This window comes from Mycobacterium gastri (genome assembly GCF_002102175.1).
In the GTDB taxonomy this organism is placed as follows: domain Bacteria; phylum Actinomycetota; class Actinomycetes; order Mycobacteriales; family Mycobacteriaceae; genus Mycobacterium; species Mycobacterium gastri.
Window position 1 is genome coordinate 29254 of record NZ_LQOX01000099.1, and the last position, 22043, is coordinate 51296.

The following is a 22043-nucleotide window of genomic DNA, read 5'->3' on the forward strand; positions in this document are numbered from 1 at the left end:
CGGCCGCACTAGCCGCACGTCACCTTGATGTTGAAGTCCTTGGTGATCATTCCGGCCATCGGGTTCTTCAAGTCGGCGCCCTGCGCCTGGCCGGTGATGGTGTAGGTCTTGCCGTCCACCGCGACCTTGGCCGAGCCCACCTTGGCGCCCATGTTGTCGGCGACGGACAGGGCGTTGCCGTCGACGACCAGCGCCAGCGACTCGACCCGTGGTGTCGCCTCGTCGGTCATCACCACCGCCAGCGCCTGTTGCTGCCCACCGGTGGAGCCGCTGCCGATGTTGATCTTGCCGCCCTGCTTGACGCAGGTCACCGACGCCGGGTTCAGTCCGGGAAGATCGGTGCCGCCCACCTGGACCTGGGTGCCGCCACCGCCGGTGGAGACGCTCGATGCCGGGCCGGCTGTGTGACCGCCGCTGGAGCAGCCCACCAGTACCGCAGCGCTGCCGATGGTTCCAATCGCAGCCGCGACAACACGCTTCATCGGATTTCCTTCCGTTGTGCGCCGCCCCGATGGCGGCGTCATGGCAGCAAGTACAAATCCGCTCGGCTGCTACCGATCCCAAGTATTCGAGCGACCCGGAAGCGCCGCCGGTTCGCCGTGGTGATGAAGTGTCGGTGTGATCGACATCCAGATCCTGGAATCGGCGCGAGTGGTGACGCTCTCATCGGGGCGGGTGAACGCCCTGGACATCGAGCTGCTCGGCGAGTTGACCGACGTCCTGCACCAGCTGCAGGGCCCGCTGGTGATCACCGGCGCCGGGCGGGTGTTCTGTGCCGGCGTGGACCTCGATCGCGTGCTGGATGGCGGTGCGGGGTACACCGATCGGCTGATCCCGGCGCTGTCGGACGCGTTCGAGGCGATGTTCAGCTATCCCGGGCCGACGGTGGCCGCGATCAACGGTGCGGCCATCGCGGGCGGATGTGTGCTGGCGTGCGCGTGCGATCGGCGATTGATCAGCCCCGATGCCCAGATCGGGGCATCAGAGGTGCGGGTCGGAGTGCCCTTCCCGGTCGCCGCGCTGGAGGTGATGCGCTATGCGTGCGGCGACCGCGCCGAGGAGGTGCTGCTGGGCGGCGGCACGTTCCGCGGGAGCGAGGCCGTCGCGCGGGGATTTGCGCACGCCGTCGTCGACGAGGGCCTCCTCGAGGCGGCCGTCGCGGAGGCGGCGAGCCTTGGTGACATTCCGGCCGAGGCATACCGGCACACCAAAATCCAGCTGCGGGCGCCCACGGTGGTGCGCATGCGCGAATCCGGCGACATCGACGACGGCGTCCGCCGGCGCTGGGGTGCCGAGCTGACCCGGCAGGGGATCGCCGGCTACCTGGAGCGTCTTCGCCGGCGCTGAGCTAATCCTCGACGGTGACCCCGCCGCGGGTGCGCCGGCGGCGGTGGGACGTCTTGCCGGTCGGGCGGCGGTTGCGTATCGCGCTTCGCGGCTCCTCGGCGGCTTCGGTCTCTTCGGTCTCTTCGGTCTCTTCGGTCGCTTCGGTCGGGGGTGATTCCTCGGCCGTTACTTCCGGCTCAGCCTCGGCCTCGGCCGTCGGTTCCGGGGTTTCCGGCTCGGCCGGCTCCTCTTCGGTTGGTTGGGTTTCGGCTTCGGTCGTTTCGGCGACCTCGACTTCTTCTTTTTCGTCGGCTTCTTCGTCAGCCGCGGCTTCGGCTTCTTCGGTCTCAGCCTCTTCGGTCTCGCCGGGCTTCTTGCGGCGAATGCGCCGCTGCTTGGTCGCCTTCGGCTTGAGCGGTTTCGGTGGCGGCGGCGGCAATTCCGCAACAAACGACAGGTAGAACGCGAAGAACCCGAGCACCCCGATGGCGGCGGCGGCCCCATAGATCCCGAACAACCACTGTCCCGCGGAGTCCAGACTGAGCCAGATCTCGCTGATCGCGGTGCCGATGATCAGCACGCCCGCCAGCACGTGGGCCACGATCGACCAGGTTCTTATCGACAGCGCGAGCTGCGGGGTGCCGAGTTCCGGCTTGCGGGTGCGCAACAGGGTGAACACCACCGGCAGTGCGGCCAGGCCAATCAGCGCGCCGGCCACGATCCGCAGCGTCGTTCCCAACGCGTGCGAGGTCTCGCCCATCAGCTCGTACCAGCGGGGCAACACGAAATAGAAGTAGAGGAGGCCGGCGGCGATCGAAAACGACGCGTGCCAAACGACGGCCCACTTGCGGCGCATATGCCTCCTCATACTGGTTGGCACTGGTCAGCTTAACGTTGCCCCACAAGCTGGCCGGCCCCCGTGTGTGTCCGCGTTGCGGACTTATGGCGGAGGATGCGGGATTTGAACCCGCGAGGGCTGTTAACCCAACCCGCGTTCCAGGCGAGCGCCATAGGCCACTAGGCGAATCCTCCGCCGATATGGTAGCCGCTGGACGGGGCCAGGTGTCCTGCGGCCGCCGTCGAGTGCGTCAGCCGGGGTACTAGACTCGCCGTTGGACCCCGCGCGGCGTCTATCCTGTGAACTCCCCCAGGGCCGGAAGGCAGCAAGGGTCAACGGGCTCTGTCGGGTGCGCGGGGTCCCCTCTGGTCAGGGGAGGCGCAACCGCGTTCGACGGCGAAAGGGCCGCATGGTGTCGTTCGATTCCCTCAGCCGTGACGAGCTGGCAGCGCTGCATGACCGCCATCAGCAGGACTACGCGGAGCTGCGGGCCAAGAAGCTGGCGCTGGATCTGACCCGCGGCAAACCTTCCGCGGCGCAACTCGACCTGTCCAACCAGTTGCTGAGCCTGCCCGGAGACGACTATCGCGACCCGGAGGGCGTCGACACGCGCAACTACGGCGGCCTGCACGGCCTGCCGGCCCTGCGTGCCATCTTCGCCGAGCTGCTCGGAATCCCTGTCCAGAACCTGATCGCGGGAAACAACTCCAGCCTGGAGTTGATGCATGACGTGGTCGCGTTCTCGATGCTCTACGGTGGCGTCGATTCGCCTCGGCCGTGGAAGGACGAACCGAGCGTCAAGTTCCTGTGTCCCGTTCCCGGGTATGACCGGCACTTCGCCATCACCGAGACGATGGGCATCGAGATGATCCCGGTCCCGATACTCGACGAAGGCCCCGACGTTGACCTGATCGAAGAATTGGTCGCCGCCGATGCCGCGATCAAGGGCATGTGGACGGTGCCGGTGTTCGGCAACCCCACCGGAGTCACCTATTCCTGGGAAACCGTTCGCCGGCTGGCCCTGATGCGCACGGCCGCGCCCGACTTCCGCTTGTTCTGGGACAACGCCTACGCGGTGCACACGCTGACCCATGACTTCATCCGTCAGGTCGACGTGCTGGGGCTGGCCGCCAAGGCCGGCAACCCGCACCGGCCCTACCTCTTCGCGTCCACGTCGAAGATCACCTTCGCCGGAGCCGGTGTCAGCTTCTTCGGCGGGTCGCTGGGCAACATCGCGTGGTATCTGCAGTACGCCGGGAAGAAATCGATCGGCCCGGACAAAGTCAACCAGCTACGGCATCTGCGGTTCTTCGGCGACGCCGACGGCGTGCGCCTGCACATGCTGCGCCACCAGCAGATCCTGGCGCCCAAGTTCGAGTTGGCGCTGGACATCCTGGATCAGCGGCTGCGGGATTCCAAAATCGCCTCCTGGACGGAGCCCAAGGGCGGCTACTTCATCAGCCTCGACGTGGCGCCGGGGACGGCGCGCCGCACCGTGGCGCTGGCCAAGGACGCCGGAATCGCGGTCACCGAGGCGGGTGCGTCGTTCCCGTATCGAAAGGATCCCGACGACAAAAACATCCGGATCGCGCCCACATTCCCGTCGCTTCCCGACCTGCGCGACGCGGTCGACGGCCTGGCGACGTGTGCGTTGTTGGCGGCTACCGAGTCGCTGCTGGGTCCTGGTCATCACAGCTAGATCGACTGCGCGCTCAAGGCTTTCGCTGTGCGTCCAGGGCGGCAGAAATTGCGAAATCCCGCCCGGTGTTCACCCTCGACGCCGTGAGCGCACACTCGATGCCCAGCCGGGCGCTAGTCACCCAGGCTGAGTAGCCTGCTGACCGTGGCTCTCTACCGCAAGTATCGACCGGCAACGTTCGCCGAGGTGGTGGGGCAGGAGCACGTCACCGAGCCGCTGTCGGTCGCCCTGGAAGCCGGCCGGATCAACCACGCGTACCTGTTCTCGGGGCCGCGTGGCTGCGGGAAGACGTCGTCGGCGCGCATCCTGGCGCGCTCCTTGAACTGTGCCCAGGGCCCGACGGCCACGCCGTGCGGCGTCTGTGAGTCCTGCGTGGCGCTGGCGCCCAACGCGCCCGGCAGCATCGACGTGGTCGAGCTCGACGCCGCCAGTCACGGCGGCGTCGACGACACCCGCGAGCTGCGGGATCGCGCGTTCTACGCACCGGCTCAGTCGCGGTACCGGGTGTTCATCGTCGACGAGGCACACATGGTCACCACCGCCGGTTTCAACGCGCTGCTCAAGATCGTCGAAGAACCCCCCGAGCACCTGATCTTCATCTTCGCCACCACCGAACCGGAAAAGGTGCTGCCCACCATTCGGTCGCGCACCCACCACTACCCGTTCCGGTTGCTGCCACCGCGCACCATGCGAGGGCTGATCGAGCGAATCTGTGAGCAGGAGGGCGTCGTCGTCGACGACGCGGTGTACCCGCTGGTGATCCGAGCCGGCGGCGGGTCCCCGCGTGACACGCTGTCGGTGCTCGACCAGTTGGTGGCCGGCTCCGACCACGGCCACGACGGCATCCGGGTGACCTACCAGCGGGCCCTAGGGCTGCTGGGCGCCACCGATGTGGCCCTGATCGACGACGCGGTCGACGCACTGGCCGCGGGCGACGCGGCGGCGTTGTTCGGCGCGGTCGAATCGGTGATCGACGCCGGGCACGACCCTCGCCGTTTCGCCACCGATCTGCTGGAGCGATTCCGCGATCTGCTTGTCCTGCAAGCGGTTCCGGACGCCGTGTCTCGTGGGGTGGTGGATGCGCCGGAGGACGTGCTGGACCGGATGCGGGATCAGGCGGCGCGCATCGGGCCGGCGACCCTGACCCGGTACGCCGAGGTGGTTCAGGCCGGTCTGGGCGAGATGCGCGGCGCGACTGCGCCGCGCCTGCTCCTGGAAGTGATTTGCGCCCGGCTACTCCTGCCGTCGGCCAGTGACGCCGAATCCGCGTTGCTGCAACGTGTCGAGCGGATCGAGACCCGGTTGGCCATGTCGATACCGGCCGCTCCGGAGACACCGGACACTGCTGCCCCACGTCGTCCGGCACCGCCCGCGCGCGCAGCGGACACTGCGGCACCGCGTCGTCCGGCACCGCCCGCGCGCCCGGCGGACACTGCGGCCCCGCGCCGGCCGGCACCGCCAGAGCCGGCTCCCGAACCGGCTCCCGAACCGGAGAAGGCGCCAGCCGAACTCAACGCAGCCGCCGTTCGTACCATGTGGCCGACGGTGCGCGACAAGGTGCGCCAGCGCAGCCGCACCACCGAGGTGATGCTGGCAGGAGCCACCGTTCGCGCCCTGGAGGGCAACACGCTGGTGCTGACCCACGATTCGGCGCCGCTGGCCCGCCGGTTGTCCGAACAGCGCAACGCCGACGTCATCGCCGAGGCACTCAAAGACGCGTTGGGCGTCGCCTGGCGGGTACGGTGCGAGGTGAGCGGACCCGAGCCCGTCGCAGCCTCGGTGCCCGCGAAAGCGGAAGAGGTTGTGCCAGAGACCGATTCCACTCAGCCCAGGGAAGACGAAGAGGAAAGCATGCTCGCCGAAGCCGGCCGCAATAACCCCTCCGAGCCGCGCCGCGACCCCGAAGAGGCAGCACTCGAGCTGCTGCGTAACGAACTGGGCGCCCGGCCCATCGACTAAGAAACAAAACTAAGGCGTCCACCAGGGCCGTAGCGGCAGGTCATCCTCGCCCCACGGGTCCACATTGACGGCCAGCACGTGATGCAGCTGAATGTTGTTGTGTTCGAACGCCACTCGGGATGCAGCCATGTATAGACCCCACACTTTGGCGGTGGGCAGTCCGACCTCGGCGACGGCCTGCTCCCAGTGGTCGACGAGGTTGCGGCACCAGTCGCGCAGCGTCATCGCGTAGTGATGCCGGAAGTTCTCCTCGTGCAGCACCTCGAAACCGGCGTCCTGGACGTCGGTGATGATGCGCCCCGAGCCCGCCAGCTCCCCGTCCGGGAAGACGTAGCGGTCGGTGAACCCGCCCGCGAATGGGGCTGATTTGTTGTCATGGCGGGTGATGCAGTGGTTGAGCAGCAGGCCGCCGGTGCGCAACTTCGACTTGAGGAAGCCGAAGTAGGCCGGATAGTTCCGGACACCGATGTGCTCGGTCAGGCCGATCGACGAGACCGCGTCGAACCCGGTCTCGGTCACGTCGCGGTAGTCGCAGTGCCGCACTTCGGCAAGGTCACTCAAGCCGTCGTCGGAAATCGCCTGTCGCGCCCACTTGGCCTGCTCGGCCGATAGCGTGGCACCCAGCACATGGACGCCTCGTCGCGCTGCGTAACGCACCATGCCGCCCCAGCCGCACCCGACGTCGAGCAGTCGGTCGCCCGGTCGTAGCCGCAGCTTCTCGAAGATCAGCCGGTATTTATTCTCCTGAGCCTCTTCCAGCGTCGCGTCCGCGTTCGGGTAGACCGCGCAGGTGTAGGTCATCGACGGGCCGAGCACCCATTCGTAGAAGGTGTTGGAGACGTCGTAGTGGTGGTGGATGGCTTCGGCGTCACGGGACTTGCTGTGCAGCAGGCCCTCGGCCAGCCGGCGCCACCGGGGCGGTGCCTCCTGCGGCGGCGGCGCGATCGGCAGCAGGTTCTCCACACCGATCGAGCGCGCGACATTGGCCAGCACCCGCGGCGACGGCCGCTTGAACTCCACCCGGTCGGTCAGCGCTTTGAGCAGCTGATAGGGGTCGCCGGGATGGACGCCGCGGGTCTGCAGGTCACCCGATACGTAGGCGCGGGCCAGGCCCAGTTCACCCGGAGCCGTCGCCAGGTAGGTGATGCCGCGGGGTGACGTGAGTTCCAAACCCATCGCCGCGTCGTCGGGCCCGGCAGTGCTGCCGTCATAGGCGGTGAACTTCAGCTGCTGCTGTCCAGCTGCGGTGAATGTCGCCAGTATTTCGGCCATGGTCAGCTTGCCACCGGTTGTGGGACGGCGGGATTCCTTGATTGTGGTCATCGTCGTTGTACCGCCTTTGCGTAGAGGTCGAGTAGACGCGAATCGGGGTCGTAGATCTTTTTCACGGTGTGGTAAGACTCCCCGCTGTAGAGCTCGTCAAACTCCTCGCGGGTGTAGTAGCTGTCGGAGTAGAGCGACTTGTGGCCGTCGAGCTCGCTCACCTTCGCCTCGATCGCCCGGTTCGTCGCGCCCTCGGCGGTGGCCACCGGCACCGACGACCAGAACCCGATATTGACGTAGGTGCGATCCGGTTGGATCGGGTACAGCGGCCACCCGCTCGGGTTGCGCAGCCGCACTGGGCACACCCAGATTGGTGCGATCGGCAGTTTGTCCAGGAACCACTCCAGGAATTCGCCGGTGCGCCCGATGGGCACCTCGACGTCTTGCACGACCCGTTCGCGCGCCGGACGTCCGTTGCGTTTCTCGATCCGGTCGGCGATTCCGAAGCGCTGATCGGCCGCCACCAGCTTCCAATAGACGCTGCTGCGCCGGTAGCGGCGCGGCCACCAGCGCCGCAGCCGCGGGTTCTGCGCGCCGAAGGCGCGTGAACACCAGAACCAGTCGGTGTCCCAGCGCCAGAAGTAGTCGTGGATGGTCAACCGGTCTTCTTTGACTCCGGTCCCATGCTGGATGGACCGGTAGTAGATGTCTTGTCCGGTGTAGTCGCTGACCGGGCCCGGAGTCCTCGTCCGCACGCCCACGCACAGGTAGCTCTCGTCGGCGCCGAACACGACTCCGTCGAGGTAATCCACCGGGACTCCGTCGAGTCCCTGGGTGTCGACAATGCGTTCCATCGCCGCGATCATCTCGGCCAATGAGTGAAATCGGATGTGCCGCAACGCCACGAAGGGCTTCACCGGCTCCAGCTCGATCCGCAGCCTGGTCGAATACCCTAGTGTCCCATAGGAATTCGGAAATGCGCGGTACAGGTCGGCGTGCTGGCCGGGAGATACGGTGAGCAATTCGCCGGCGCCGGTGAGAATATCCATTTCCAGCACAGACTCGTGCGGCAGGCCATTGCGAAACGATGCCGACTCGATGCCCAGGCCGGTGACCGCCCCGCCGAGGGTGATGGTCTTCAGTTGCGGAACCACCAGCGGCGACAGGCCGTAACGCAACGTCGCGGCGACCAGGTCCTCGTATGTGCACATGCCGGCTACGTCGGCGGTGCGGGCATCGGGATCCATGCCGATGACGCCGGTAAGTCCGGAGGTATCCAGGCCGGGGGCATCGCGTTTGGTGCGGGCGCGGAACAGATTTGAGGTGGGCTTGGCCAACCGGACGGTCGCGGTTGCGGGGATCGATCGATAGCTCGCCAGCAACCGCTCTACGCCCGATGTGTAGGTGGACAGCGCAGATTCACGGGCGGGCATCACATATATCGTAGTCACCGACCACAGCCCCTGCATCCGCGCGCGGGCTCGATACGGAGGAGTTGCGCCTGATGGCACAGGTGAGCGCAGCCAGCACGATCTTGATCAATGCTGAGCCCGCGACCGCACTCGATGCGGTGGCCGATTATCGCGATGTCCGCCCGAAAATCCTCTCTCCGCAGTACAGCGAGTACCAGGTGCTCGAGGGTGGCCAGGGGCAGGGCACGGTCGCCAAGTGGCGGCTGCAGGCCACCAAATCACGCGTGCGCAATGTGCAGGTCAATGTCGACGTCGCGGGCCACACGGTGATCGAAAAGGACGCGAACTCGTCCATGATCACCAATTGGACGGTGGCTCCCGCGGGACCCGGCTGCAGCGTCACCGTCAAGACCACCTGGAACGGCGCGGGGGGCGTCAAGGGTTTCTTCGAAAAGACGTTTGCGCCACTGGGATTGAAGCGGATTCAGGGCGAAGTGCTGGCCAACCTGAAAAAGCAGCTGGAAAGCTAACGCGCCTGGCTTTGGGCGGCCAGGAAACCTGCGATGCCGCGGACCAGCGCGCTGGCGTACTTTTGCCGGCCCTCGGCGGATTCGATCAGCGCCGAGTCCGCCGGGTTCTTCATGTTGCCCAGCTCGACCAGGATCGACGGATACTGCGCCAGGTTCAGGCCCGCCAGGTCGGAACGTCCGTACAGCCCGTCCTGGCCGATGTAGTTGGCCGGCGGAATGCCCGAGGCCTGCAGCTGGTCCCGCATCACCTTGGCGAACTGCACCGAGGGTCCGGCCTGGGTCGCGTTCAGTGGCGGGGCCGAGTAGTTGACGTGGAAGCCGCGGCCGGTGGCCGGCCCGCCGTCGGCATGCAGGCTGACGACCGCGTTGGGATGCAGGGCGTTGGCCATGTTGGCCCGCTCGTCGACGCACGGTCCCAGCGCGTTGTCGTTGCCGCGCGACATGGCGGTGCGCACGCCCAGCGCGTTGAGCGCGGCCCGCAGCCGCAGCGCGGTGTCCCAGGTGAAGGTGTGCTCCGGATAGCCGCTGTTGGTCGACGTTCCGCTGGCTTGGCAGTCCTTGGTGCCGCCCCGACCCGTGGGCACCTGGCGCCCGATCGACGAGTCGTTGGCCCCGTTGTGGCCGGGATCGATGAATACCACCATGCCGGCGATACTCGCGGGGGTGGCGGCGGCTTTCGGGACCAGCGGTAGCGCAGCGGCGACGAGCACGCCGGCGACCCCTTGGAGTAGGAAGGCGATCCCGACACGCAGGCTGACTCGTACGTCCACTGCGCAAAGCTAACGCGGCGCGGTCTAGGCTGGATGTTTCGAATCGCCCGACAACCGCAGGCGAAACCAACTCGAGACAAAGATGCGAGGGGACTGTCATGCAACCTGGAGGCGATATGTCGGCACTGCTGGCCCAGGCGCAGCAGATGCAGCAGAAGCTACTGGAAGCTCAGCACCAACTGGCCAACTCCGAGGTACACGGCCAAGCCGGTGGGGGCTTGGTCCAGGTTCGGGTCAAAGGCAGCGGCGAGGTGATCGGTGTGACGATCGATCCCAAGGTCGTCGACCCCAACGACATCGAGACGTTGCAGGACCTGATCGTCGGTGCGATGCGCGACGCGTCGCAGCAAGTGACGAAGATGGCGCAGGAACGGCTGGGGGCGCTGGCCGGCGCGATGCGTCCGCCGGGTGCGCCCGGGCCGGGGATGCCGGGAGCGCCGGGTGCGCCGGGTATGCCGGGTGCGCCGGGTATGCCGGGGGTCTGACCCGTACCGACATGTTCGAGGGACCTGTCCAGGATCTGATCGACGAACTCGGGAAGTTGCCGGGTATCGGACCCAAGAGTGCGCAGCGCATTGCATTTCATCTCTTGTCGGTCGAGCCGTCGGATATCGACCGCCTGACCGCAGTGCTGAGCCGGGTGCGCGACGGCGTGCGGTTCTGCGCCGTCTGCGGCAACGTCTCCGATGGCGAGCGTTGCCGCATCTGCGCTGATCCACGACGCGACGGCTCCCTGGTGTGCGTCGTTGAGGAGCCCAAGGACATCCAAGCCGTCGAGCGCACCCGCGAATTCCGCGGCCGCTACCACGTCTTGGGTGGTGCGCTTGATCCATTGTCCGGGATCGGTCCTGAGCAGCTGCGGATCCGCGAGCTGCTGAGCCGCATCGGTGAGCGGGTCGACGACGTCGACATCACCGAGGTGATCATCGCCACCGACCCCAATACCGAGGGTGAGGCCACCGCCACCTACCTGGTGCGGATGCTGCGCGACATCCCCGGCCTGACCGTCACCCGGATCGCGTCCGGTCTGCCGATGGGCGGCGACCTGGAGTTCGCCGACGAGCTGACCCTCGGCCGCGCGTTGACCGGCCGCCGGGTGCTCGCCTGATTTCTCCGTGATGTCGCCGAGCCTGTAATTTCGCAGGCCGCTACTCGCACTTTCTCTGCAGATTTACAGGCTCGGTGAGTTGTCGGTTCCCGCTGCCAACATTTCAAGCCATGACGGCGGTTTTCATCGGCAGCGAAGCTGTCTCGTCCAGGAAAGTGACCCGGCACGAACTGCAACGGTGGTACCGGCCGGTGTATCCAGGTGTCTACGCCCCACGGCGGCACAACCTGTCACTGCGCGACCGGACTATCGGGGCATGGCTATGGTCGGGACGCCGAGCGGTTATTTCCGGTATAGCCGCATCCGCACTGCATGGCGCGCAATGGATCGACGATGACGTCGCCATCGAGTTGGCCTGGTCCAACACCAGGCCGCCGCGGGGGCTCGTCGTTCGCGATGAGGTCCTGGCCGATGACGAGGTCACCCGGGTCGTGGGCCTGCCGGTGACGACGTTGGCGCGGACGGCATATGACCTCGGTAGGCACCTGCCACGCGGACAGGCCGTGGCGCGCCTCGACGCTCTCATGCGAGCGACGCCGTTCTCAACCGAAGATGTGTTCCTGTTGGCCAAGCGCTACGCGGGTGCGCGCGGTGTCCGGCGACTGCGGGCGGTGCTGCCGCTCATCGACGCGGGAGCGGCGTCGCCCAAAGAGACCTGGCTGCGGCTGTTGCTGATCGATGCCGGGTTTCCCCTACCCAGCACGCAGATACCGGTGCAGCGGGATTGGCGGCTGATCGCGATGCTGGATATGGGCTGGGAGAAATACCAGGTGGCGGCCGAATATGACGGTGACCAACACCGCACCGATCGCCGGCGGTATGCGCACGACCAGCGGCGACTGCGCACCCTCGCGCAGCTGGGCTGGCTGATCATCCGGGTGATCGCCGAAGACAGGTCCGACGAGGTGATCGCCCGGGTGCGTAACGCACTGCTGGCCAGAGGGTGGCGGCCTTAAGCCCTTAAGCACGCAGTCGCTCGCGCCGCAGCAGGTCCACCTCGGGGAGCTCCAGCGGCTGTAGCGAACCCACCACCTTGCCGAGCAACAGGTCGGCAAGCTCGGGGTTGCGGGCCAGACACGGCCCGTGCATGTAAGTCGCGACTACGCCGCCCTGAACCACGCCGTCGAAGCCATCGCCGGCTCGGTTGCCGGCACCCTTGACCACCGCCCCCAACGGCGATGCCCCGGGCCCCAGGACGGTGCCCCCGCGGTGGTTTTCAAAGCCGGTCAACGGCTGCGTCAAACCGGTCAGCAACGGCGTGCTGACCAGCTCGCCGATGGTGCGCGCCTGTTGCGGCGAGGTGGTGGCATCGAGCAGGCCAACGCCGTCGACCCGTTCTCCCGAGGATGTCTCGTACCACTGGCCGAGCACCTGGACAGCCGCACAGATCGCCAGCACGGGCGCGCCCCGGGCCGCCGCATGCTGCAGGCCCGGGTATTGCAGCAGGTGCTTGGTGGCCAGCCGCTGGGCATAGTCCTCCGCGCCGCCCAAGGTGTAGAGGTCCAACGACTCCGGGACCGGATCAGCCAGCGTGATCTCGACGATCTCGGCGGGGATGCCTCGCAGCAGCAGCCGTTGGCGCAGCACCACGGCGTTGCCGCCGTCGCCGTAGGTGCCCATCACGTCGGGCAGCACCAGCCCGATCCGCACCTTGGAGTCAGCCATGTAGGGCCAATGCCCGGTGCAGCTGCAGGAACGCGGTGTAGTTGGCGACGACCTCGACCCGCCCCGGCGGGCAGGACGCGATGGCCGCCATGGTGTCGTGCACCAGGGTGTGCTCGACACCCGCGTAGCCGAGACGCACCGCCAGGTCGGTGCCGCGTTCGCCGGCTGCGATGACTGGGGTTGTTTTGAACGTCTCTTCGAAATGCTCGAAGCGTACGTCCCACAGCCACGACAGGTCCTCGCCGTCGGGGACCTGACCGTTGACCGCGATGACCACCCCGGCCGCCCGTTTGTCTACCATCGACAGCGCTTCCTGCCAGCCGGCCGGGTTCTTGGCCAGCAGGATCCGCGCTTCGTGCGCGCCGATCCGCACGGTCCGGTAGCGCCCGGCGACCTCGTCGACGTTGCAGACAGCGGCGACGGCTTTCCGGGGATCGGCGCCCAGCGCGACGGCGGCCGCGACGGCCTGGGCGGCATTGCCGCGATTCACCGCCCCCGGAAGCGCCAACCGCATCGGCAGCGCCAGCCCGTCGGGCCCGTACAGGGTGTGGTCGTCGAACCACCACTGCGGGCTGGGCCGCTTGAAGTCGGCGCCGGTGCTGTACCAGTGGCCGTGCTCGCGGACGATGACCTCGCCGCTGCGGGGGCAGCTCACCGAATCGTTGGACCAGGAGCCGCCCGCGGCCACCCACACCACCTGCGAGCTGTCGTAGGCCGCCGACGTCATCAGCACGTCGTCGCAGTTGGCGACGACGATGGCCCGCGGGTGCCGGGCGAGGCCGGCCCGCAGGGTGCGTTCGATCACGGTGATCTCGCCGACGCGATCCAGCTGATCCCGCGACAGGTTCAGCAGGACGATGACAGCGGGCTCCACGGCGTCGGACACGTGCGGAACGTGCATTTCGTCGACTTCCAGAGCCGCCAGCTTGGCATGACGATCCGCGGCCAGTGCGGCCACCAGGCCCGCATCCATGTTGGCGCCCTCGGTGTTGGTGGCCACTGCGCCCAACGTGCCTAAAGCTGCGGCCGTCATCCGGGTGGTCGTCGACTTGCCGTTGGTCCCGGTGACGACCACGGTGCGACGGCCGGAGGCGAGTTGGCGCAGCACCGAGCGGTCCAGGGTCATCGCGACCAGGCCGCCGATCATCGCGCCGGCTCCGCGCCCGGTGACTCGCGATGCCCAGCGCGCGCTCGCTCCGGCGGCGAGGGCAAGGCGGGCCCGGGTGGTGATCACCCGGGTGAGTTTAAGGGCGATCGCAAGCTCGGTGCTTGTCGCCGGGCGTAGCGGGTCGCCCTCGTGTGGTTTCAGCGCGATCGCAAGCTCGGTGCTTGTCGCCGGGCGCAGGGGGGTCGCCCTAGCTCCGCGGGACCCCACCCGCTTGCCGGGGACGGGTCGCCCTCGTGTGGTTTCAGCGCGACACGATGCGCAGTGACGCCGCTGATGTCGGTCGCGCATGCCATCCTCAACCTTGTGAGCCACACCTGGGGACGGCCGGCCAGCCACCCGCGCGAGGGTTGGGCCGTCATCGACGTCGAGACCTCTGGCTTTCGGCCTGGTCAGGCCCGGATCCTCAGCATCGCCGCGCTAGGCCTCGATGCCGACGGGCGGGTGGAGCAGTCCGTGGTCAGCTTGCTCAATCCCGGGGTGGACCCCGGTCCCACCCATGTCCACGGTCTGACCGCGACCATGCTCGAAGACCAGCCGCAATTCGCCGACATTGTCGGTGAGCTGATCGAGGTGCTACGCGGGCGCACCCTGATAGCGCACAATGTCGCGTTCGACTACGCGTTCCTGGCCGCCGAAGCCGAACTGGCCGACGCCGAACTTCCCGTCGACACCGTCATGTGCACGGTCGAGCTGGCCCGTCGGCTCGAGCTCGGCATGGACAATCTGCGGCTGGAGACGCTCGCCGCGCACTGGGGTATCACCCAGGAGCGCCCGCACGACGCCTTCGACGACGCGCTGGTGTTGACCAGGGTGCTGACGCCCGCTCTCGAGCGGGCTCGGGAACTGGATGTCTGGCTGCCGATACGTCCGGTGACCCGGCGTCATTGGCCCAACGGGCGGGTGACTCACGACGAGCTGCGCCCGCTGAAGGTGATGGCGTCCCGGATGCTCTGCCCGTATCTCAACCCGGGCCGCTACGTCACCGGCCGGCCCTTAGTGCAGGGCATGCGGGTGGCGTTGGCCGCCGAGGTGGGGCGCACACATGAGGAGCTGGTCGAGCGGATCTTGTATGCGGGACTGGCTTATAGCGACGACGTAGACCGGGAGACCTCACTAGTGGTATGCAACGAGACCGCTCCCGACCAGGGCAAGGGATATCACGCCCTGCAGCTGGGGGTGCCGGTGGTATCCGACGCGCAGTTCATGGACCGGGTGGCATCCGTCGTCGGCGGCACCAGCATGGAGGTATTCACCGACCCCGGCTTGCTCGACGAGCAGCTCGCCCTCTTCTGAATCTTGCTTGCACTTCTGAAGACGACGATCAGCAGCAGGTCGTTCCCGACAATGTTCTGGCGGCGGCGACACACCCACTGATGCCGCCGAACCCGCAACGCCGCACCATTCCGGGCATCCCCCACCGACGATGAGCCGGCCCGGGTCGTGGACCGCTTGCTGGGAATGAACTCAGCAATGCGCAAGTTCGGCTGGGCTGTGAGCATTGCTTCGGCATTGCTCGTAACTGATCGCAAAGTACCCGGGAACCGCCAAGCCGACGACGATCGCCACTATGCCCAGCACGATGCCGGCAACCGCGACACCGTTGTTGTCGGCTTCGCCGCGTCTGACCCGCGTTCGCCCGAAGGATCCCATCACCACGGCGCAGATGCCGAGGATGATTCCTAAGCCAACTGGCAACAGGCACAAGAGCACCGCGAGGATTCCGATGACCAGTGCCGCGATGCCCAGGCCGTTCTTCGGAGCGGGCGGCGGGTAAGGGTAGCCGGGGTATTGCTGCTGCGGCGGCGGATAGCCCCCTGGGTAGGGCGGTGGCGGATAGCCGCCGGCGCTCGGCTGCTGGATCCCGGGGGGCCGCTCGTCGGGGGGCTGTGTGATGGCGCGCCTCCTGCCTAGTCTCGCGATGCCCGGTTGACTGCTGACACCACCGCGCGCAACGACGCGGTGGTGATCGACGGCGCGATACCCACGCCCCAAACGACCTTGCCGGCCACCGACGCCTCGACATATGCCGCGGCCTGCGCGTCGCCGCCGGCGCTCATCGCGTGCTCGGAGTAATCCAGGATGGCCACGTCGAAGCCGACGGGACGCAGCGCATCGACAAACGCGGCCAGTGGGCCGTTACCGGTGCCGCTGATCTCGGTCTCCACGCCGTCGATCTTGACGGTCGCGACGATGCTGGTGGTGCCGCCGTCGTCGTCGGCGGCATCGACGTGCTGCTTGATCCGCTCCAGCGGCCGTACCGGGGCCAGGTATTCCTCGGCGAATACATCCCACATCTCCTTCGGTGAGACCTCACCGCCCTCGCCCGCCGTGCCCTCTGCGATCTGTTGGATCACGCGCGAGAACTCGATCTGCAGCCGTCGCGGCAGGGCCAGGCCGTGGTCGGCCTTCATGATGTAGGCCACCCCGCCCTTACCGGACTGCGAATTGACGCGAATCACCGCCTCGTAGGTGCGGCCGACATCCCGCGGGTCGATCGGCAGATACGGCACCTGCCACAACATGTCGTCGACGTCGGTGTCGGCGGCGTCCGCGTCGAACTTCATCGCGTCCAAGCCCTTGTTGATGGCGTCCTGATGGCTGCCGGAGAACGCCGTGTAGACCAGGTCCCCGCCGTAAGGGTGACGCTCGTGCACCGGCAGCTGGTTGCAGTACTCGACCGTGCGGCGGATCTCGTCGATGTTCGAGAAGTCGATCTGCGGGTCTACCCCGCGGGAGAACAGGTTGAGCCCCAGCGTCACCAGGCATACGTTGCCGGTGCGCTCGCCGTTGCCGAACAGGCAGCCCTCAATCCGGTCGGCACCGGCCTGATAACCCAATTCGGCTGCGGCGACGGCGGTTCCGCGGTCGTTGTGCGGATGCAAGCTCAGAATGACGGAGTCGCGACGCGCCAGGTTGCGGCTCATCCACTCGATCGAGTCGGCGTACACATTGGGTGTGGCCATTTCCACGGTGGCGGGCAGGTTGAAGATGATCGGGTTGTCCGGCGTCGGCTGGATGATGTCGCCGACCGCGTCGCAGACTTGTTTGGCGTATTCCAGCTCGGTGCCGGTGTAGGACTCCGGCGAGTACTCGAAACGCCACTGGGTCCCCGGATACTTGGCCGCCTCCTCGACGCACTTGCGGGCGCCGTCGGTGGCGATGGCCCGCACGGCGGCACGGTCTGCTTTGAACACCACCCGGCGCTGCAGGATCGACGTCGAGTTGTAGAAGTGCACGATGGCGCGCGGCGCTCCGGCGCATGCCTCGAAGGTGCGCTCGATTAGCTCCGGACGGCATTGGGTCAGCACCTGGATGGTGACGTCGTCGGGGATCGCGCCCTGCTCGATGATCTCGCGGACGAAGTCGAAGTCGGTCTGGCTGGCCGACGGGAACCCGACCTCGATCTCCTTGTAGCCCATGCGAACCAGCAGGTCGAACATGCGGCGCTTGCGGGCCGGGCTCATGGGGTCGATCAGCGCCTGGTTGCCGTCGCGCAGATCCACCGCGCACCACAGCGGCGCGCCGGTGATGAAGCGGTCAGGCCAGGTGCGGTCGGGCAGCCGGATGGGCTCGACTTCTTCGGCGAAGGGGCGGTACCGGTGGACCGGCATCGACGAGCCCCGCTGGGGATTCCATCCGGGTTGGCCGGGCCGCGGCGGGCCGGAAGGTTTGACGACGGTCCGGGCGAACGTATAGCTGTCGGGTGAATCGGAATTGGTCACGGTGGTTGCTCCGGGTGATGAACGGGGTTGTGAGAAGGAACCTCAGACCGGCGCGTCGCGAACGCCCGCGACGAAAAGCCGGTCTGGATCAGACCCCGTCGCGGCGTCCGAGGAGGAGCACCCGCTGCACGTTGTGCACTCTACCGCTATCGATCCGATCACCAAAACCGGTCACGGCTGTCGACACCGAGTGTGCACTGACGGGTGTGGGTGTGCGTTGAGGGCGGGGAAATCGCGAAAGTTCCGCCCCGAGCTCGCACTCGAAGCCGTCAGCTCACACTCGAAGCCGTCAGCTCACACTCGATGCGCGTCCACGTATCCTGTTGTGGACCTGAAGCCGGGCCAATCAAGACAGGAAAAGATCAGTGGCGCTCGTCGTGCAGAAGTACGGCGGATCCTCGGTGGCCGACGCCGATCGGATCCGCCGGGTCGCCGAACGCATCGTAGAGGCCAGGAAGCAGGGCAACGACGTGGTCGTCGTCGTCTCGGCGATGGGTGACACCACCGACGACCTGCTGGACCTGGCTCAGCAGGTATGTCCGGCTCCGCCGCCCCGGGAACTCGACATGCTGCTGACCGCCGGTGAACGCATCTCGAATGCGTTGGTGGCCATGGCAATCGAATCGCTGGGAGCCCAGGCCCGATCCTTCACCGGTTCGCAGGCCGGGGTGATCACCACCGGCACCCACGGCAACGCCAAGATCATCGACGTCACGCCGGGACGGGTGCGGGCCGCGCTCGACGAAGGCCGGATCGTGCTGGTCGCTGGATTTCAGGGCGTCAGCCAGGACACCCGCGACGTCACCACCCTGGGCCGCGGCGGCTCGGACACCACGGCGGTCGCCCTGGCGGCCGCGCTGCGCGCCGACGTGTGCGAGATCTACACCGACGTCGACGGCATCTTCACCGCAGACCCGCGGATCGTGCACAACGCGCGCAAGCTGGACACGGTCACGTTCGAGGAGATGCTCGAGATGGCGGCCTGCGGCGCCAAGGTATTGATGCTGCGCTGCGTGGAATACGCCCGCCGCTACAACATTCCGGTGCATGTCCGCTCGTCGTATTCGGACCGGCCGGGCACCGTCGTCGTCGGATCGATCAAGGACGTACCTATGGAAGACCCCATCCTGACCGGAGTCGCGCACGACCGCAGCGAAGCCAAGGTGACGATTGTCGGGCTGCCCGACATCCCCGGCTATGCGGCCAAGGTGTTCCGCGCCATCGCCGACGCCGAGGTGAACATCGACATGGTGCTGCAGAACGTCTCCAAGATCGAGGACGGCAAGACCGACATCACCTTCACCTGCTCGCGCGACGTCGGGCCGACCGCGGTGGCCAAGCTGGACTCGCTCAAGGACGAGATCGGCTTTTCCCAGCTGCTCTACGACGACCACATCGGCAAGGTGTCGCTGATCGGGGCGGGCATGCGCAGCCACCCGGGGGTCACGGCGACCTTCTGTGAGGCGCTGGCCGCCGTCGGGGTGAACATCGAGCTGATCTCCACCTCGGAGATCCGGATCTCGGTGCTGTGCCGCGACACCGAGCTGGACAAGGCCGTTGTTGCGCTGCACGAGGCGTTCGGCCTCGGCGGCGACGAAGATGCCACGGTATACGCGGGGACGGGACGCTAGATGGTTGCGACAGGTTTGTCGATCGGAATAGTCGGCGCCACCGGCCAGGTGGGCCAGGTGATGCGCACGCTGCTCGACGAGCGCAACTTCCCTGCGACATCGGTGCGGTTCTTCGCCTCGGCCCGCTCCCAGGGCCGCAAGCTGGCCTTCCGCGGTCAGGAGATCGAGGTCGAAGACGCCGAGACGGCGGACCCCAGCGGGCTGGACATCGCCCTGTTTTCCGCCGGCGCGGCGATGTCGCGGGTGCAGGCGCCGCGGTTCGCCGCCGCGGGCGTGACGGTGATCGACAATTCGTCGGCTTGGCGCAAGGACCCGGATGTCCCGTTGGTGGTGTCGGAGGTCAACTTCGAGCGGGATGTGCGCGGGGCGGGGTCTCTCAAGAAGGGCATTATTGCCAACCCGAACTGCACCACCATGGCGGCGATGCCGGTGCTCAAGGTGCTGCACGACGAGGCGCAGCTGGTCCGCGTGGTGGCCTCCACCTATCAAGCGGTCTCCGGTAGCGGCCTGGCCGGGGTGGCCGAACTGGCCGCCCAGGCGCGTGCGGTCATCGACGACGCCGAAGCGTTGGTGCACGACGGCGGCGCGCTGGACTTCCCGCCGCCGCAGAAGTACGTCGCGCCGATCGCGTTCAACGTGGTGCCGCTGGCCGGGTCGTTGGTGGACGACGGCTCCGGCGAGACCGACGAGGACCAGAAGCTGCGCTTCGAGAGCCGCAAGATCCTGGGCATTCCCGACCTGGCGGTCAGCGGCACCTGCGTGCGGGTGCCGGTGTTCACCGGGCACTGCTTGTCCATCAACGCCGAATTCGCCCGGCCACTTTCGCCCGAGCGGGCTCGGGAACTGCTTGAGAGCGCACCCGGCGTGAAGGTGGTCGATGTGCCGACGCCGCTGGCCGCCGCAGGTGTGGACGAGTCACTGGTCGGCCGCATCCGGCACGACGACGGGGTACCGGACGGGCGCGGTCTGGCGCTGTTCGTCGCGGGGGACAACCTGCGCAAGGGGGCGGCACTGAACACCATCCAGATCGCCGAGCTGCTGGCCGCCGACTTGTGACATGCGGGTGAGCTCCGCCTGGGTCGCGCGGTGCTCGCTGGTAGCGTCTTTCCTTGTCCCGCAATGCTTTTGGGTTGCCCACGCCGATCCGCCGGCGCCGGCGCCCGAGCCGATCCTGCAGCCGCTGGCACCCGGTCAGGTACTGCGGATCGGTCCGACGGCCGGAACCGGAACTCCCACCGGGGATTACGGCATCGGCGCCACCGACCTGTGCGAGTTCGTCGAATTCCCCAGCCAATTGCTGCAAGTCTGCGGCGACAGCTTCGCCGGCCAGGGCGTCGGGTTCGGCAGCTGGTACTCACCGGTGGCACTGCACGTCGACACCGAGTCGGTCGACGACCCCGCCGGGGTGCGCTACACCGGCGTCACCGGCGTGAGCCAGCCGCTACTGGCCGATCCGACGCCACCGGAAATGTCGCAGCTGCCCGCCGGAGTGGTGCAGATCAACCGCCGCAACTATTTGATGGTGGCCACGACCAAAGACCTTGTGCCGCAGAGTACGCGGCTGGTGGTGGCCGAACCGGCGCGCGGCGGCTGGCAGACGGTTCCGGGGTCCCGGCGCGATGCGTCCTACCAGCGCTGGGGGCAGACACAGATCAGCGGGTACTACGACCCGATTCCCACCTCGGATTCGCCGACCGGGTGGGTGTACATCGTGGCCGACAGCTTCAGCCGTCGGCGACCGGTGGTGCTGTATCGGGCCACCCCGGAGGCGTTCACCGACCGGTCCCGCTGGCAGGGCTGGGCCGCTGGACCCGGTGGCGGCTGGAACAAGCCGCCGACCGCGCTGTGGCCCGACCGGGTCGGCGAGATGAGCATCCGGCAGATCGAGGGCAAGACGGTGCTGTCGTATTTCAACGCCAGTAACGGCGACATGGAGGTCCGGGTGGCCGACGACCCGACATCGCTTGGTACCGCTCCGGTGACCACCGTGGTGCAACACGAGGAGGAATGGCCCGAGCCGGCCGAAAGCCTGCCGCCGCCCTACGACAATCGGCTGGCGCAGCCGTATGGCGGCTACATCTCGCCCGGGTCCACCCTCGATGAGCTGCGGATATTCGTCAGCCAGTGGAACAACGCCGATCCGCGTGCCGGCGCGCCGTACCGGGTGATCCAGTTCGCGGTCAATCCGTTCAAGCCCTGATCAGAGCCTTAGACGCGGCGATACTTGGGGTACTTCTGCCGCCACCACCGCCAGTGCCTTTGCCGCCTTTACCCCCGCTGCCACCCATGTTCATGAACGGAGGTGGGTCGGGCCTCGCATCGATGCCGGCGCCGTCGCCATCACCGCCAGCAGAGGCGGCTCCTCACAGCTACTACATAAGTTGCGCATAGCCGCCACCACTGTTTGCCCCGGCATCATGCGTCTCATGAGCGAAACACCTGAAATTCCGACAGCGCCCACGTCTACCGCAGTAGCACCACCACCACCGCCGGCGGCGGTGCCGCCGGCACCCCATCAGACTCCCAAGGTCTTCAAAGCCGCGGCATGGGTGGTCATAGTCGCCGGAATCGTGTTCATCGTTGCGGTGATCTTCTTCACCGGGTTCCGGCTCGGCATGCAAAGCGGTCACGGCGGCTTCCACCACCGCCATCACAAGCCCCACGCGATGATGCACCGGATGGGAGGTCCCGACGGTGCGGCACCGGCGGTGAGCCCGAGCACCGGTCCCGGCGGTCCCGCCCAGGTGCCGTCCTCGGTTACGCCGGCCACCACACCTGGTCGTTAGAAACTTCGACACCAGGCCCGGTGCTCACTTGAGCACCGGGCCTCATGAATTTGTGATCAATCCGGGGTCATATCGCAGTAACCCTTTGCGGTTGTCGCGGGGCTGAGCAATATTCGAGTGATGAGCGAAACACCGGAGCCCGCACCCTCACCGCCCCCACAGCCAA

At 67.2% G+C, this 22043-nt stretch carries 21 protein-coding genes, 1 tRNA gene and 1 other RNA gene; 13 read left to right on the forward strand and 10 right to left on the reverse strand.

The annotated features are described in order from the left end of the window. Positions 1-8: 8 nt before the first annotated feature. Positions 9-482 carry a lipoprotein LpqH gene (locus AWC07_RS10550; RefSeq protein ID WP_036416880.1) on the reverse strand — a complete coding sequence of 158 codons (474 nt, stop codon included), beginning with the start codon at positions 480-482 and terminating at the stop codon, positions 9-11. 136 nt (positions 483-618) lie between these two features. Between AWC07_RS10550 and AWC07_RS10555 the strand changes: the two genes are divergently transcribed. Next, positions 619-1347 carry an enoyl-CoA hydratase/isomerase family protein gene (locus tag AWC07_RS10555; RefSeq protein WP_036416883.1) on the forward strand — a complete coding sequence of 243 codons (729 nt, stop codon included), beginning with the start codon at positions 619-621 and terminating at the stop codon, positions 1345-1347. Position 1348: 1 nt separating this feature from the next. Here AWC07_RS10555 and lucA read toward each other — a convergent pair whose 3' ends face one another. Both lucA and AWC07_RS10565 read right to left on the reverse strand, forming a co-directional pair. Then, on the reverse strand, positions 1349-2182 hold the full coding sequence (gene lucA / locus AWC07_RS10560) for a lipid uptake coordinator LucA (protein WP_036416884.1): 834 nt from the start codon (positions 2180-2182) through the stop codon (positions 1349-1351). 87 nt (positions 2183-2269) lie between these two features. Beyond that, positions 2270-2358 (reverse strand) — tRNA-Ser (locus AWC07_RS10565). A gap of 78 nt (positions 2359-2436) precedes the next feature. Between AWC07_RS10565 and ffs the strand changes: the two genes are divergently transcribed. The 3 genes from ffs to AWC07_RS10580 all read left to right on the forward strand — a co-directional run bounded on the left by ffs (position 2437) and on the right by AWC07_RS10580 (position 5822). After that, an RNA gene (gene ffs, locus AWC07_RS10570) (signal recognition particle sRNA small type) lies at positions 2437-2533 on the forward strand. 43 nt (positions 2534-2576) lie between these two features. Beyond that, positions 2577-3863 carry an aspartate aminotransferase type Ic gene (locus AWC07_RS10575; RefSeq protein ID WP_139829637.1) on the forward strand — a complete coding sequence of 429 codons (1287 nt, stop codon included), beginning with the start codon at positions 2577-2579 and terminating at the stop codon, positions 3861-3863. A 144-nt stretch (positions 3864-4007) separates the two neighbouring features. Continuing rightward, a complete protein-coding gene (locus AWC07_RS10580) occupies positions 4008-5822 on the forward strand; it encodes a DNA polymerase III subunits gamma/tau (RefSeq protein ID WP_036416888.1) in 1815 nt (604 codons plus the stop codon). Positions 5823-5831: 9 nt separating this feature from the next. Here AWC07_RS10580 and AWC07_RS10585 read toward each other — a convergent pair whose 3' ends face one another. Together AWC07_RS10585 and AWC07_RS10590 are read right to left on the reverse strand one after the other, a co-directional pair. Next, entirely contained in the window at positions 5832-7145 is a 1314-nt protein-coding gene (locus tag AWC07_RS10585) for a class I SAM-dependent methyltransferase (protein ID WP_208622393.1), read from the reverse strand. Continuing rightward, positions 7142-8518: an FAD-binding oxidoreductase gene (locus tag AWC07_RS10590; RefSeq protein ID WP_208622394.1), complete on the reverse strand. Its 1377-nt coding sequence runs from the start codon at positions 8516-8518 to the stop codon at positions 7142-7144. The genes AWC07_RS10585 and AWC07_RS10590 overlap by 4 nt, the downstream gene beginning before the upstream one ends. Before the next feature lie 71 nt (positions 8519-8589). Between AWC07_RS10590 and AWC07_RS10595 the strand changes: the two genes are divergently transcribed. After that, complete coding sequence (locus AWC07_RS10595; RefSeq protein WP_036416893.1) at positions 8590-9027, forward strand: SRPBCC family protein; 438 nt, start codon at positions 8590-8592, stop codon at positions 9025-9027. Here AWC07_RS10595 and AWC07_RS10600 read toward each other — a convergent pair. Next, positions 9024-9797, reverse strand: coding sequence for an Rv3717 family N-acetylmuramoyl-L-alanine amidase (locus AWC07_RS10600; protein ID WP_051508147.1), 774 nt, complete (start codon positions 9795-9797; stop codon positions 9024-9026). The two genes, AWC07_RS10595 and AWC07_RS10600, sit on opposite strands and share 4 nt — an antisense overlap. 98 nt (positions 9798-9895) lie before the next feature. Between AWC07_RS10600 and AWC07_RS10605 the strand changes: the two genes are divergently transcribed. The 3 genes from AWC07_RS10605 (at position 9896) to AWC07_RS10615 (ending at position 11861) form a co-directional block, all read left to right on the forward strand. After that, positions 9896-10282, forward strand: coding sequence for a YbaB/EbfC family nucleoid-associated protein (locus AWC07_RS10605; protein WP_084293654.1), 387 nt, complete (start codon positions 9896-9898; stop codon positions 10280-10282). Between the two features lie 11 nt (positions 10283-10293). Beyond that, a complete protein-coding gene (recR, locus tag AWC07_RS10610; protein WP_036416898.1) occupies positions 10294-10905 on the forward strand; it encodes a recombination mediator RecR in 612 nt (203 codons plus the stop codon). Between the two features lie 110 nt (positions 10906-11015). Then, on the forward strand, positions 11016-11861 hold the full coding sequence (locus tag AWC07_RS10615; protein ID WP_036416899.1) for a hypothetical protein: 846 nt from the start codon (positions 11016-11018) through the stop codon (positions 11859-11861). A 4-nt stretch (positions 11862-11865) separates the two neighbouring features. Here the strand turns inward: AWC07_RS10615 and AWC07_RS10620 are convergent, their stop codons facing one another. Further along, complete coding sequence (locus tag AWC07_RS10620; RefSeq protein ID WP_036416900.1) at positions 11866-12570, reverse strand: type 1 glutamine amidotransferase; 705 nt, start codon at positions 12568-12570, stop codon at positions 11866-11868. Further along, positions 12563-13804, reverse strand: coding sequence for a Mur ligase family protein (locus tag AWC07_RS10625; RefSeq protein ID WP_036416901.1), 1242 nt, complete (start codon positions 13802-13804; stop codon positions 12563-12565). The genes AWC07_RS10620 and AWC07_RS10625 overlap by 8 nt, the downstream gene beginning before the upstream one ends. A 237-nt stretch (positions 13805-14041) precedes the next feature. Between AWC07_RS10625 and AWC07_RS10635 the strand changes: the two genes are divergently transcribed. Beyond that, positions 14042-15031 carry a DEDDh family exonuclease gene (locus tag AWC07_RS10635; RefSeq protein ID WP_036416925.1) on the forward strand — a complete coding sequence of 330 codons (990 nt, stop codon included), beginning with the start codon at positions 14042-14044 and terminating at the stop codon, positions 15029-15031. Positions 15032-15202: 171 nt separating this feature from the next. On the opposite strand, the gene AWC07_RS28670 is transcribed toward AWC07_RS10635, so the two are convergent. Together AWC07_RS28670 and leuA are read right to left on the reverse strand one after the other, a co-directional pair. After that, positions 15203-15448 carry a DUF4190 domain-containing protein gene (locus AWC07_RS28670; RefSeq protein ID WP_244187556.1) on the reverse strand — a complete coding sequence of 82 codons (246 nt, stop codon included), beginning with the start codon at positions 15446-15448 and terminating at the stop codon, positions 15203-15205. 197 nt (positions 15449-15645) lie between these two features. Next, positions 15646-17460 carry a 2-isopropylmalate synthase gene (gene leuA / locus AWC07_RS10645; RefSeq protein WP_036416904.1) on the reverse strand — a complete coding sequence of 605 codons (1815 nt, stop codon included), beginning with the start codon at positions 17458-17460 and terminating at the stop codon, positions 15646-15648. A gap of 365 nt (positions 17461-17825) precedes the next feature. Between leuA and AWC07_RS10650 the strand changes: the two genes are divergently transcribed. The 4 genes from AWC07_RS10650 (at position 17826) to AWC07_RS10665 (ending at position 21877) form a co-directional block, all read left to right on the forward strand. Then, positions 17826-19091 (forward strand): aspartate kinase, encoded by a 1266-nt coding sequence (locus tag AWC07_RS10650; RefSeq protein ID WP_036416905.1) that lies wholly within the window; start codon positions 17826-17828, stop codon positions 19089-19091. Further along, the gene (locus AWC07_RS10655; protein ID WP_036416912.1) at positions 19092-20147 is read left to right on the forward strand and encodes an aspartate-semialdehyde dehydrogenase; all 1056 of its coding nucleotides are present in this window, start codon (positions 19092-19094) and stop codon (positions 20145-20147) included. A gap of 1 nt (position 20148) precedes the next feature. Beyond that, positions 20149-21291 carry a DUF4185 domain-containing protein gene (locus AWC07_RS10660; RefSeq protein WP_085105063.1) on the forward strand — a complete coding sequence of 381 codons (1143 nt, stop codon included), beginning with the start codon at positions 20149-20151 and terminating at the stop codon, positions 21289-21291. Between the two features lie 217 nt (positions 21292-21508). Further along, a complete protein-coding gene (locus tag AWC07_RS10665) occupies positions 21509-21877 on the forward strand; it encodes a hypothetical protein (protein WP_244187557.1) in 369 nt (122 codons plus the stop codon). Positions 21878-22043 lie beyond the last annotated feature (166 nt).